Source organism: Psychrobacter sp. NPDC078929 (assembly GCF_050267985.1).
GTDB lineage: Bacteria > Pseudomonadota > Gammaproteobacteria > Pseudomonadales > Moraxellaceae > Psychrobacter.
The window spans coordinates 224968-238652 of the sequence record NZ_JBNNFX010000002.1 but is presented as its reverse complement, the minus strand read 5'-3'; the positions used below and the strand labels follow the sequence as shown (position 1 = coordinate 238652).

Genomic DNA, 13685 nt, shown 5'->3' with positions numbered 1-13685 from the left:
ATGAATGATATTACGATGAATGATTTGATAGGATTGTTGCCTTACGCGCCGATTATCGCCGTAGTGATTACGGTACTGACGGTTATGATCGCGATTACCTTTAAACGCTCGCACATGGTCACTGGTACGATTACGGTGGCAGGCTTAAACATTGGTCTATTTACCCTGATCGGTCAGATGATCGGTGTGATTGAAAGCGGATCTATCGCGCCAAATGCTGAGCAGTTATTTGTTATTGATAACTTTGCTCAGTTTAATATGGTGGTGATTTTTATCTGTGCCTTGGCTTGTTGTACGCTGTCTTATGCGTATCTGGCCAACCTAAAAGACAATAAAGAAGAGCTGTACTTGCTCATGCTGCTATCGACCATTGGTGCATTACTCATGGTAAGCGCGCAGCATATGGCGTCATTCTTTATGAGCCTAGAGATGCTATCAGTACCACTATATGGTTTGCTTGCTTATACTTATATGCGCAACCAGTCACTTGAGTCGGGATTGAAATATTTGGTATTGTCGGCGACTGCATCAGCGACGTTGCTTATGGGTATGGCCTTTATCTATGCAGAAGTAGGCTCGCTAGCATTTAAGCCAATCAGCATGGTGCTAGGCAATATCTTTGAGTCGCCACTACTGATACTGGGCGCGGCAATGATGATGTTTGGTATCGCCTTTAAACTCTCAGCTGCTCCTTTCCATATGTGGACGCCAGATGTTTACGAAGGTGCACCAGCGCCTATCGCTACCTTTTTAGCATCAGTATCAAAAGTGGCGATGATGGCACTAGCCGTGCGTTTCTTAATCGATACTGCTTTGCTGGCATTGCCATCAGTGCAGATGCTATTGATGGTAATGGCCACTTTATCTATCTTGGTAGGTAACTTATTGGCAGTACGTCAAACTAGCCTGAAACGTCTACTCGGTTACTCATCTATTGCCCATATGGGTTATGTGATGATCGTGATTGTCAGCATTGGCTCGGCCGCTGATAGTATCTCTAGTATGTATATGGCGGTTTATGCCTTTACCTCTATCGGTGCCTTTGGTGTAGTGACGTTGATGTCGAGTCCGTATCGCTTATCTGGTGAAGCCGATGAGTTGACCCATTATCAAGGGCTATTCTGGCGTCGTCCATTATTGACCGCTGTCATGACTATCATGATGTTGTCATTGGCTGGTATTCCGTTGACGGCAGGCTTTATCACTAAGCTATTTGCTATCTTAGCTGCGGTACAAGGCACCAACTGGTTCTTGGCTGCGATGATTATCTTGGGCAGTGCGATTGGTCTATTCTACTACTTACGTGTGTTACTCACGCTGTTCAAACGTCCTAAGCAGTTCATCGAGTTTGACGTGTCTGGGCAATGGGGTATTCGTACCGGTGGTATTATGGTCATTGCTGTGACGGCGATTATTCTATTCTTTGGTATCTTGCCAAATAGTATGATTGAGTGGGCAAGTTTGGCTCGCATTTGGTAATGTCGCTGAGTTAATACAACAGATAAGTCGCTGCGATCTATCTGTTGTTACGGTTAAAAAACCAAGATGCGCCAGCTTTATGATAAGCTTGGCGCATCTTTTTTATGCTTACCTTTTTGGTATTTATCTTCTTTTGCCTATCAAAGGTATCTTATAAAAATACAGTTTAATAAAGTATAAGTGACGAATAATTATGAGTGATAATATTCAAACCGTAACGGTGCTCAGTAAAACTACATGGACGCCCAATTTATTTAGCTTTACCGTCAGCCGTCCCGATAGTTTTAAGTTTACAGCGGGGCAGTTTGTACGTTTAGGCGTCAATCCTAGTCAATTAAAATATTATCAACAGACTGATGCAAGTGATGAAACTGCTGATACCGCATTGAATGAAGATGTTTTTCGCGCGTATTCGATTGTCTCTTCGCCATTTGATGAGGTGATAGAGTTTTTCTCTATCGTGATACCGGATGGTGCATTTACCTCGCAATTACAGCACTTACAAGTGGGTGATGAGCTACTGCTTAATACCATGCCATTTGGATTTTTGACGTTAGCACGTTACCAAAAACCATTGCCAAAAGACTTATGGCTGCTAGCAACAGGGACTGGTTTAGCACCGTTTTTGTCGATGCTACAAGATTTAAAGACATGGGAAGATTACGAGCACATTGTATTGGCTTATAGTGCCCGCTCGCTCGATGAACTTGCTTACGTTGAGAAAATCGAAAGCCTACAAGAAGATTTTGGCACGCTGGTTGATAATCCAGCAAAGCTTATCTTCATCCCAATCGTCACTCGTGAGCCTGTTGAAGGCACATTGTCAGAGCGTCTGCCGAAGCTACTGCTAGAGGGTACGTTACAAGCGCGCGCAGGTATCGCATTAGATATTGATACTACGCATGTCATGCTATGTGGCAACCCAGACATGGTAGAAGATACCAAAGAGGCGTTAAAGACATTGGGACTGGTAATGAATCGCCGCGGTGAGGGTAATATTGCCGTAGAGAACTACTGGTAGTTGACGACTCCCATAAAAAAACGCTGCATCTATAAGGCCAATAACCTCTAAGCTGCAGCGTTTTTTTATGGGATAAAACATTGTCTTATGGGATGAAACATTAGCGACTTACTCTTGGCTTGGTTCAGTCGCATCGTCTACAGGGTTAATAGGGCCTTGCATCAATTCAGGATCATCATCATCACCGATGATATCTTCGTTACTGCTGGCCGCCAGTAAATCACGATAGTTGATTTGAGCCTTCAAAATCATTTGCTCTTCTTCTAGCTCGCCATAATTTATCTGTACCTTATGCAAGGTACTCATGATTTTCTTGTTGTTTTTTAACCAACGATGGATATCGAGATAAATCACTTCGTCTTTTGCGCGAGCAATATTGACGTACGACAGAATAAAGCCTAAAGGGTCTTTTTTGAGGACGCTATGATAAAACCAAATCGCCAGTTTGACGCCTTGACGTTTCACGAAAGATTCGCAGCGCAGATTCAATATATCGGTATAAGTTTGCTGACCAAATACAAAGCGTTGCACATTGCGATCGAGTTGGACGTGAACTAAGCTAAAGTTACTTGCCACCTCGGCATAGATGCCGCCTGCATTGACAGTGCAGTACAAACGAAACCAATCCTCATGCATCTCGACACGTAGCTCTAAAATGGCTTTTACATTGTCGGTGACGAATTTTTGTAGTGCATCATTAACGTAAGTCTGTGCCACTGGCAATGACAACTCATCTTCGAACTTGTCCGTCGTCTTATTATAGATATCTTTAACCGATTGGGCGATACGCTCCCAACCACTGCCGAATGACTCGTCAAAACGATAGCCAATACTCTCGAAGAACTCATCAAAATTGTCTGAATTATTCACGTTATCAAAGTCACTCAAACTTATTATCCTTATAGGGCGCGTCATTCAATCGGTGACGTAAAAATGGCTAAACAAACTTTGCAGGCTATCGTTAATTTGAACGAAAGCTAATCATCTATAATTTCTAAATATCTACGACCATTAGTAATTTTTATACTGATAGGTAGCAAAAGCGAAAAACTGACCTCTGATACTAGTGCATAGTGAATCTACATTTACTGTGCTGCTTGATAATCTGCCGTGCCTAATCAACACGATGCACAGTTCTGATTGTTGCAAAGTATCGTGCTACTAATGCTATTATGCTAAAGCAGTATATAACAAATACAGTGGCTTCAAAATGAACACATGCGTTTTATAGCAATTCATTTGGTATAGACAGTGTTTAGTCTGCCTTATATATTCTCAAATGCATGTTTTTCAATTAGCGGATAAGGTTACCAATACTGTATGGCAGATGTCAAAATGCCGTCTCAGTGCTTATACTGGCGACATAATTCTATGTCATGTTATGATAGCGCCAGTATAAATCATGCCTATCGTTACAACACTTGTTAAATAGTGCTTTGTACTGATGTGCTCACAAGCTGAGATTCATTGTGGCCTATATAAAAGACTCACAGAGCTATCATTTTTCGGCGCAAGCGCCCAAGCGCGATATAAGTTTGCCTGTCGCCATTGTTATTGCGGTAGCTGTTCATGTGCTGATTATTTTCGGGATTAGCTTTTCTATGGGAAAAGACCCAGCTGCTATGATGCAAGATGTGGCAAAGGTACTGACCGATAACATGAAGCCTAACGAAGATGCGCACTTTATTGCCAATGCTTCGCAAGAGGGCGGCGGTACAATAGAAGAGCAGCTAAGACAAGAGAACAATCAGCTAAGTGCAATGTCTGCTGAGCAAATGAGTGAGACTCAAGACATCGTTAACTTACAGCGTAAAGTGCGTCAGCAGCGCTATCAAGAAAGTTATCTACGCACGACGTTAAGTTGGCGTCAGGCTACTGTAGAGTCGGATAACGACAGCGAGCAAGCGCAAGATGATGCGATGGCACAAGAAGAGCGGCTACGTAAGCAGATTGCCACCTTAGAAGCTCAGCTATCTCAGCGTCAGCAGGTCTACGCGACCAAATCCAAAGTCGTGACCATGGATAGTAATTCGACCACACGGGGTGCGGCAGCAGATTATATCAACACATTTCGCGAGCATGTCGAGCGTGTGGGCAACTTGCATTATCCCGTGCAAGCGCGCGCCCAAGGCATTACGGGTGAAGTACGCCTTATGGTTATCATAAGTAACGACGGCAATATCAAAGCCATTCGTTTGCTTGAAAGCTCAAACTCTACGATATTGGATGAAGCGGCCAAGCAGTCGGTACGACAAGCTGCACCTTTTGGTAAATTCACCGAAGACATGAGCGATATCGTCGAGCTGCGCTTGATACGTACTTACCGCTATAGTGATACAGTCGAAGTAACGTACTAAGGTTAATGTATTTATGCACTAAGAAGACAAGCACTAAGAAAAAAGCTACTGAAAATAAAGTTGCTGAAAAAATATCACCGAAAATACAATTGTTAAGAATAACACTTAACGCACCATTTTTTATCATTACAGATACCCAAGTTCATAACACACAGCTATAAAATAAAGAGTCAGTATGGAATTTTTAGGTTTTACCGTCGATGTCGCTACCTTAACGAGCAATGCCCTAGAGTTGGTCATTAAAGTCGCTTTAGCAATACTTATATTTATCGTTGGACGTTGGCTTGCCAAAAAGGCAGTCGCTTTTTCCGATCGCTTGATGACGCGTAGCCATCTGGACGAGACAGTTGCTAGTTTTTTAAGTCGCCTATTGTATGGCGTGCTACTGGTCGTAGTGATTTTAGCTGCACTTAGCAAAGTCGGTGTACAGACTACGTCGGTCGTCGCAATCTTAGGTGGTGCCGCTGTTGCCGTTGGTTTGTCACTAAAAGACCAGTTATCAAATTTTGCCGCTGGTATTATGATTGTGACGTTTCGCCCGTTTGTACGCGGCGATTACGTACAGATTAGTAGCTACACAGGTACAGTGACAGAGATCACCTTGGTTAATACCCATCTGACGACCATTAACAATCACGATATCATCATTCCTAATAGCGATATCACGACTTCACCTGTGGTCAATTATACAGCGCTACCCAATCGCCGCGTCGATATCACTGTCGGTATTGGCTATGATGCTGATATCAAAACGGCTAAAGACGTGATGTTAAGTCTGGCAAGAAACAACCCATTGGCTTTCACTGATCCTGAGCCTATCGTGCGAGTGACCAATCTAGGCGACAACTCAGTAGATCTTACCCTAAACGTTTGGACAACCAATGCTGACTGGTGGTCGATGCAATGCGAGCTACTAGAGCAATTCAAGCAAGCTTTAGATGATGAGAAGATTGAGATTCCATTCCCGCAGCGCAGTGTCCATGTTAAAGGCTTGGATCATATGATCAACCAAATGGGTCAAGCGCAAAAGCTACCACTATCTAAAGATTGATTGATAGCTGCTTAATAGTTAGAAGACTGTTTAATAGAGCAGTGCTAGTTTAGACATAAGGATTTGGTAGGTTTAAGCCTGCCAAAATCTCAATTTCAAAGTACTCCATCTCATCTTGTTCAGCTTGTCCGAGCTCATGATCAAAACCTAGTAGGTGTAGCACGCCATGCACTAGCAAATGGCTAATGTGCTGCGCCACGGTTTTGTCCTGTTCAGCCGCTTCACGCACCATCACTTCATGACAGATAATTAGCTCACCAAGAGGTAATGTTGGCATCAGCTCAATGACTGCAGCAGGTAATTCGCTTGGATAAGACAAAATATTAGTCGCATAGTCCTTGCCGCGTGCTTCTAGATTTAGAGCACAGCCTTCGACGTCATCAGTGATATATATATCTAGAGTTTTAGATTTTTCCTGCCACAGCTCAGGATCAATATCTGCAAAATAGGGTAGGGTCAGACCATTATTAATACGACCATTTATATAATCTAAAGTCGCCATCATGACTGTTAGTAAATGCTCGCGATTATAAAAAGTATCTAATACTTCGTCATCAATACTGTCGGTCGCACTGATATCAAGTGCTGCTAAGCTGGCATGGTTGCTAGCGATCTTGTCGTCAAAATTAGTATTGTCAGGTTGGCTCATATTGCTGTCCTTTTTATTATAAATAAATGCGTTTCTAATGCTGCATCGTTTACATTATTTACTTAGCGGATTTTTTACCATAAAAGTAGCTTGATTATTGTCTTTCATTGCTAAGTTTTTAACTAATAAATAGAGGCTAATGTATAGAATATATAGAGGCTACTATAGCTAAGTTGCTGGTAGGCGACTAGTAGCGAAAGAGCTAAATTCAATAAACTGTTGGTAAGAAAAAACCGGACTACTTTTAGTAATCCGGTTTTCTTATGCAAGATAAATGCTCATAGCAAATGATTGTAATTCAATGATTAGCTCAATTATTACAGATTGGCTGCTGCATTAGCGACGGCTTGTCTACGCTCTTGTTCTTTAATACGTTCAAACTTACGTTTTTCTTCTAAAGCCATTTGCTCTTCATCAAACACATCATAGGCTTCAACAATTTGTTGTACCAATTGATGTCGTACGACGTCTTTTGAATCAAACTTTGTGATATGAATCTCTTCGATATCCTTTAGAATATCCATTGCTTGGGCCAAGCCTGACTTGTGACCACGTGGCAAATCCACCTGAGTAATATCCCCAGTAATGACGGCACGTGAGCCAAAGCCCAAGCGGGTCAAAAACATTTTCATCTGTTCAGGCGTGGTGTTTTGCGCTTCATCTAGAATGACAAACGAGTTATTCAAAGTACGACCGCGCATATAGGCCAGCGGTGCCACTTCGATAATCTGACGCTCAATCATTTTACCGACTTTCTCAAAGCCTATCATCTCATAGAGCGCATCATATAATGGGCGTAAGTATGGGTCGATTTTTTGGGTCAAATCACCTGGCAAGAAGCCTAGCTTTTCGCCAGCTTCTACCGCTGGACGCACTAGCAAAATACGCTCAATCTCATTACGCTCAAGCATGTCGACGGCACATGCTACTGCTAGATACGTTTTACCCGTACCAGCTGGCCCAATACCAAACGACACATCAGAGCTCAGGACGTTTTTTACGTAACGCTGTTGATTGCCCCCACGCGGAACGATGCGACCCTTACGCGTACGCAAACTGATGGGCGTAAACTCGCTAGCCTCATCCAAATCTTCATCATATTCCATGTCATCGTGATCTTGTTCGTCTTCTTCGATGTCTTCATCACGAGAGAGGCTAGATTGGATGATGAGATGCAGCTCTTCTGCACTGATGTCTTTAGTATTCTGTGCTTCATCTACCATTTTGTAGATAATACGTTCACCGCGTTCGACATTAGTCACATCGCCACTCAGACAAAAATCGCCTTGGCGCTGAATGATTTTAATATCGAGGCGTTTTTGGATATATTTCATGTGATTGTTGTATTCACCAAGCACGGTTTTTAGCTGTGCTGGAGTCAGTGATTCAAACTTAATACGGCGGCTCATGGAATCAGTCAAGCGATTATCCTTTTATTGTGTACCCGACGCTATGATTTGGTTTTAATTGCGTGGCGGGTTGCAGAGATAAAATAGTTAGTGGAATTACAGTGTTTAGGTGATACAAAGATTGTAGATGATACAAATGACGGCGATATTATTTTTGTTATTGTGGAAGGTCGTGAATGAAAGTCTTGCCTTCATTATGGTAGAGAATTTTTAAATTTCAAGCCATACATCAGATAGATAACGCTGTTTTTGTATGCTGATTGCAACTCTACAGCGATTTTCTATAGATTGATTCGATGTTGCTGTCAGTTCTATATAATTCATCGCTACTCACCATGTGATAGCGCTTTAATCATATTAATATTTTTGATTTTTATAAAAATAAACCTCGTTTACGATGAGAGTGGAGAAACGATTTGTCTACTGTTAAGACCACGGCATAATAGACAATTTGTGGTAATCTATGGGCGATACCATAGGTTGCTGCAACCCATCTAACAACAGTAGTGAAATGATAAAAATTATAAAATAAAGTCAGTGACGAGCGGCTATCTATCACTAATAAATTGCTTGTCCAAAAGATTATAATAGGAAAATAACGATGCAAGATACTGATTCACATTTATCCAATGCTGACAACATACCTAAAAAGTTCGACAGCATCTCTAAAAAGAAAGAAGCGATAACTGACCAGCAAGTGCTTATCGCGGGTGGTGGTCATGTTGGTTTGTCCTTTGCATTGCTATTGGCCCATCACGGTATTGCGAGCACCTTGTTAGAAAAAAACAGCTATCCAACCATCAGTCCAACGGATGATAGTGCTCGCAGCCATTATTTAGACAGTCGCAATACGGCTTTATCGCGGCGCACGGTACAAATATATCAAGAGATTGGACTGTGGGATGAGTTACAGAGCCATGCCTGCCGTATCGATACCGTGCAGATTAGTGAGCAAGGCAGTTTTGGGCGTGCGCAGCTGAATAAAGCAGAGGAAAAGGTCGAGTCATTTGGACAAGTCATCGAAAACGCTTGGCTGGGTCGTAAACTTTTATTAGCCGCACAGCAAGAGCCACTAATTACCTTGATAGATAATGCCAATGTGACGACTGTCCAGCAGCAGGCCGATAGTGTGACACTTAGCTTTAATTATAACGATGAAGCCGAAAACGAGCAGCAGCTGCAAGCTAGCGTATTAGTCGCTTGTGATGGGCGCGATTCTACAGTACGCCAACTGCTAGATATTAGTACAACCACGTATGACTATCAGCAAACGGCCATCGTCGGGGTAGTAGAGACAGATACGCCACACGAGCATGCAGCGATTGAGCGTTTCAGTCCAGCTGGCCCACTTGCCGTGCTCCCACTGACCGATCCAGAGGGCGATGGCAACGATGAGTATCAACAAGGTTACAGGCGCTCTGTGGTGTGGGTATGCCCAACGGGTGAAGAAACCAGGTATTTGGAAGACGACGCCCATTTCTTGCAGACCCTACAGCAAGCTTTCGGTCAACGCGCTGGCAAGTTCACCGCTGCTGGTCGCCGCGGCGCCTATCCATTGACCCGCGTACTAGCGGATAAGCAGGTAGAAGGGCGCTGCGTCATTATGGGCAATGCCGCTCACACTCTGCATCCTGTCGCTGGTCAAGGGTTTAATCTCTGTATGCGAGACGCACATGTGCTGGCACAAATGCTAAATGCACAAGTACTCAAAGGCGCAGATATTGGTGATGCACAGCTATTAAAGCGTTATGAGAAAGCACGTCAAACTGACCAGAAGCGAGTGATTCGTTTTTGTGATGCGGTAGTACACGGCTTCACGCATCCTAACCCAGCGATTAAGCTGGCGCGAAATATGGCGCTATTGGCCTTTGATAAATTGCCAAATATCAAGCCACTAGTCGCCACTTATGCGATGGGTCTAAAATCATAGCGCTATAGTTAAATCCTCTTTAAAAGAGTGACAGCGTTAACCTCGCTTGAAGTATTGCCTATACATCTGCACTCGGTTGCCTTGTTTCTCTCTTAAACTGAATCAACTAACTGTAATTAAGATTGATAATCATCATTCTAATATTGAGCAATATTGAGAGACACCTTATGAAGAACAACCATACGTTGATTATCGGTAGCGGTATTGTTGGGGCAACGCTTGCTCTAAAGTTGGCGCAAGACAAAATGCCAGTGACGTTGATTGATGCCCGTCCTGCACGTGATGAATCAGCTTGGCAACATGTACTTAGCAAACGTGATGCACGTGTCTATGCACTTAGTATGGCTAGTATTAATTTACTTGAAGACATTGGCGCTTGGCAACATATTGCCGCCTCTAAACGCAAAGCAGACTACTCGCAAATGCAGGTATGGCAGCTCAATGGTATGGGTGAGTTGTTATTTGGCGAAAGTGAAGATAGCAGCGCCGAGGATAATAGTAGTGAAACTCATGAGCCTACATTATTAGGTAGTATGGTTGAGCCTGCTGTTATCGAGCACGCATTATGGCAACGCTTGCACGAAGCTGATGTCAGTGACTATCTGACCCTTATCGCTGGTCATAAAGTTGTCAATATGGATTGGCTAGGGGCGCAGCAAGGCTACCGTGTAACTCTGGACAATGGCGAAGCGATTGATTCGCGTCTGTTAGTTGGTGCTGATGGTCGCGGTTCATTTGTCCGTCAGCAAGCAGGGATTGGCGTAGATACACTTGACTATAATCAAACTGCCATCTGCTGTGCGATTCAGACTGAGAAACCGCATCAAGCGACAGCACGCCAAGCTATGCTACCGACAGGTACGTTGGCACTATTGCCATTAGCAGATATAACCGATGTTGATAAGGCAAGCCCGCAGCATTGGCAGTCAATCGTATGGACATTGCCACGCAATCAGGCATTGGCGTTGATAGAGGAAGAAGATCGATTTATCGCTGATAAGTTAGCAGCTGCCAGCAATTACGAGTTGGGTGCGATTAATCAGATTGAGTCTATCGCTAGTTTTCCATTAGCAGCACAGCAAGCGAAAAGCTACGTCGCTGATAACTTGGTGCTGATCGGTGACGCTGCTCATGGCGTACATCCGTTAGCAGGCCAAGGGTTGAACCTCGGTATGCTGGATGTGCAAGCATTGTCTGAGCAGTTAACGCATGACTATACCCGTAGTGGCGGTACGCTTTGGGGCAGCAATCAAACGCTACGTCATTATGAGCGTTCGCGTCGTCCGCATAATAGCCTAATGATGCATAGCTTTTCTGCGCTTAACTGGTTATTTGCAGGGTCGCTTGCCCAAATGCGTCCTGTGCAGCAAATTCGTAATGAAGGCATGTACCGCGTCAGCAAAATCAAGCCATTGATGCGCTTATTTGCGAAGCAGGCGAGTGGGGTATAAGTAATCGTAACTTTTATTAAATGATAAGAATATTTTGATGAAGCATATTTTAATTGATTATGAAAACATTCAGCCTAAAAGCTTCGATAATGTAGAGGTGGATAAATGCCATGTATGGCTGTTTTTGGGTATCAATCAGCAGAAGAGTTTACCTCTTGAATTGGTTGAAAACTTGCTCAGGTTTGATAATGAAAATGTGCACATTATTAAGATGCAACATGCAGGGAAGAATGCGCTAGATTTTTACTTGTCTTTTTATCTTGGCAAAATCTCTGAAATTGATCCTAGTGCTGATGTTTGTATTTTAGCAAGAGATAGTGGTTATGATATCTTGGTTGAGCATCTCAATAGTGCTTATGATGGTATGAACATCATGCGGTTAGAAAATGCTAATCAGCTAACTGTGGCTTACGAGTCAAACATAGAAAGTGCATCAGATATAAAAAAAAGCCAACTTGTCATCGAAGATAGTCATCATGTTTTGTGTGATGACGTTACTAGCGTTGCCATGGACAATAAGAAATCTTTAGCGCAAAGCCTTGAAGAGAGCGTTCCCAAATCGGTTATACATGAGTGTTATGTATTGGTTTTTGATAGCATTGTCAATCGTAAGGTTTTTTTACCGAGCTATAAATCCAACCTATTGTACTCGATAAAGAAGTACGTTCCAGTGAAAGTACTAGAGAGATTCAATAGTACTGAGCAAGATTATATTTTTGAACAGGTTTTTGGAAAATTTATCAAAGCAGGACTTATTAGACTTGATGAAAATGGAGAAAAACTAAGTTATAAAGTAGACAGTCAAGGAATATTAGATTTAGTCACTGATCAAGTTTTACGAAGTAAGGCAAAAGAAATTGATGGATTGAATAATGTGATAAAGCAAAAACTTGCAAGTTATCGCCAAGCAAATAGTCAGGATCAAATTGATTTAGTTGTAACGTACCTCAAAAAGAAGGACATAATAAAACAAGATAATAAAGCTATCTATTACTCACCTTTCGATAATATCAAAGGAAATTCGAGTAAAGTTTCACAAGATGATAATAAGAATAGCAAAGACTCTGCTACAACATATCAACGTGCAATAGCACAGCTAAAAAGTAGACCAGCAGGTACTCGACCATCCAAAAAGTCAAGTTTAACAAACTATCTTAAAAGCCATTTACGCAATGAAGACCCTAAAGTCATCGATAAGCTAGTTACACAGATGGTTAAAAATAAAGTTATCGTAATATCAAATACGAATAAGCTGATCTACAAAATATAGCTTAGCCAAGCGCCGAAAAGAACACCATCAGTACTGGCGAGACAATATTAATTAGGAAACCAAAGCTAATCGCTAGTGGCACGACTTTTAGACCACCTGACTGCTGAATGATAGGCAAGGTAAAGTCTAAGCTGGTCGCGCCGCCAAGCCCAACCGCAGCGGAGGGGTATTTGCGCATAAATACCGGAATAAAGATTAACGCAAAGAACTCGCGTACCAAGTCATTAAACAACGCGACACTACCCCAAACCGCGCCATAAGCATCGGTCATGACAATCGCTGATAGCGAGTACCAACCAAACCCTGACGATAGTGCTAAGCCTTTCGTCCATGACACATCCGTAAATAGTAGTGCAAAGATAAGCCCACCCGCCAATACCGCTAGCGTAAAGATGACACTCATTTCTACGCCGCGTTTATTTAACAGTACTTCTTTTAAGGTGATGCCCGATCCTTTTAAGCCTATACCGACCAGTAAAATCAAAATCATCAGCATGACAGTCATAGAGTTTTCAGGCGGCATATAATCAGCAGGCAAGAAATAGCCAATCACCATCCCGATCACCACACAAACCACTTGCGCCAAGCTACCTCGAATGCTCACCCGATGCTCTTTAGATTTTACGCTTGGTTTTTTGGCATGCCACGGGCGCAGATGATCGAACAACATCAGCCCAAATAAACCTGAACCAATCGTCAGTATCGATAATACAGTGACATATAAGGCAATTTCACCCAACTGATTACCTAGACCTTCTACCTGAGACAGCTCAATACCGATCAACGCTAGGATAATAAATACCAAGTATGATAGACCTTTGTCGGCCAATTTTGTCATAGTAGGGTTAGACGGAATGGCAAAGCCAATAAACATTGGCATTAATACCAGAACAAGGGTGACTAGGCTTTCCATGATAAAGGGCTCGCAGCATTTTTAATAAGGCGTTTTTAAGAAGCTGAAGATTGTACCATATAAGGTTAATAGTATTGATATGAGCCACTGAGATTCATTGTAAATCATCGCTCATTGTTGGCTAAACTGGAAAAACTGGACGATTATAATGATGT

Annotated in this window: 11 protein-coding genes; 7 read left to right on the top strand and 4 right to left on the bottom strand. The window is 42.6% G+C overall.

The annotated features are described in order from the left end of the window. Together ACQKCG_RS02210 and ACQKCG_RS02205 are read left to right on the top strand one after the other, a co-directional pair. Nucleotides 1–1479 carry an NADH-quinone oxidoreductase subunit N gene (locus ACQKCG_RS02210; protein WP_201555948.1) on the top strand — a complete coding sequence of 493 codons (1479 nt, stop codon included), beginning with the start codon at nucleotides 1–3 and terminating at the stop codon, nucleotides 1477–1479. A gap of 193 nt (nucleotides 1480–1672) precedes the next feature. Further along, on the top strand, nucleotides 1673–2500 hold the full coding sequence (locus ACQKCG_RS02205) for a ferredoxin--NADP reductase (protein WP_201555947.1): 828 nt from the start codon (nucleotides 1673–1675) through the stop codon (nucleotides 2498–2500). 108 nt (nucleotides 2501–2608) lie between these two features. Here the strand turns inward: ACQKCG_RS02205 and ACQKCG_RS02200 are convergent, their stop codons facing one another. Next, nucleotides 2609–3388: a hypothetical protein gene (locus ACQKCG_RS02200; protein WP_224737876.1), complete on the bottom strand. Its 780-nt coding sequence runs from the start codon at nucleotides 3386–3388 to the stop codon at nucleotides 2609–2611. A gap of 581 nt (nucleotides 3389–3969) precedes the next feature. On the opposite strand from ACQKCG_RS02200, the gene ACQKCG_RS02195 reads away from it, so the two are divergent. Beyond that, nucleotides 3970–4857: a TonB family protein gene (locus tag ACQKCG_RS02195; protein ID WP_201555946.1), complete on the top strand. Its 888-nt coding sequence runs from the start codon at nucleotides 3970–3972 to the stop codon at nucleotides 4855–4857. A gap of 175 nt (nucleotides 4858–5032) precedes the next feature. Then, nucleotides 5033–5908, top strand: coding sequence for a mechanosensitive ion channel family protein (locus tag ACQKCG_RS02190; protein ID WP_102092965.1), 876 nt, complete (start codon nucleotides 5033–5035; stop codon nucleotides 5906–5908). 49 nt (nucleotides 5909–5957) lie between these two features. On the opposite strand, the gene ybeY is transcribed toward ACQKCG_RS02190, so the two are convergent. Beyond that, nucleotides 5958–6557, bottom strand: coding sequence for an rRNA maturation RNase YbeY (gene ybeY / locus ACQKCG_RS02185; protein ID WP_201555945.1), 600 nt, complete (start codon nucleotides 6555–6557; stop codon nucleotides 5958–5960). Between the two features lie 317 nt (nucleotides 6558–6874). Further along, nucleotides 6875–7978, bottom strand: coding sequence for a PhoH family protein (locus ACQKCG_RS02180; RefSeq protein ID WP_201555944.1), 1104 nt, complete (start codon nucleotides 7976–7978; stop codon nucleotides 6875–6877). A gap of 589 nt (nucleotides 7979–8567) precedes the next feature. On the opposite strand from ACQKCG_RS02180, the gene ACQKCG_RS02175 reads away from it, so the two are divergent. The 3 genes from ACQKCG_RS02175 to ACQKCG_RS02165 all read left to right on the top strand — a co-directional run bounded on the left by ACQKCG_RS02175 (nucleotide 8568) and on the right by ACQKCG_RS02165 (nucleotide 12617). After that, the gene (locus ACQKCG_RS02175; protein ID WP_201555943.1) at nucleotides 8568–9896 is read left to right on the top strand and encodes a UbiH/UbiF/VisC/COQ6 family ubiquinone biosynthesis hydroxylase; all 1329 of its coding nucleotides are present in this window, start codon (nucleotides 8568–8570) and stop codon (nucleotides 9894–9896) included. A gap of 167 nt (nucleotides 9897–10063) precedes the next feature. After that, nucleotides 10064–11347, top strand: a complete 1284-nt coding sequence (locus tag ACQKCG_RS02170; RefSeq protein ID WP_201555941.1) for an FAD-dependent monooxygenase — start codon at nucleotides 10064–10066, stop codon at nucleotides 11345–11347. A 37-nt stretch (nucleotides 11348–11384) separates the two neighbouring features. Next, nucleotides 11385–12617, top strand: coding sequence for a PIN domain-containing protein (locus ACQKCG_RS02165; RefSeq protein ID WP_201555939.1), 1233 nt, complete (start codon nucleotides 11385–11387; stop codon nucleotides 12615–12617). 1 nt (nucleotide 12618) lies between these two features. On the opposite strand, the gene ACQKCG_RS02160 is transcribed toward ACQKCG_RS02165, so the two are convergent. Next, entirely contained in the window at nucleotides 12619–13530 is a 912-nt protein-coding gene (locus ACQKCG_RS02160; protein ID WP_102092960.1) for a lysine exporter LysO family protein, read from the bottom strand. Between the last annotated feature and the right edge of the window lie 155 nt (nucleotides 13531–13685).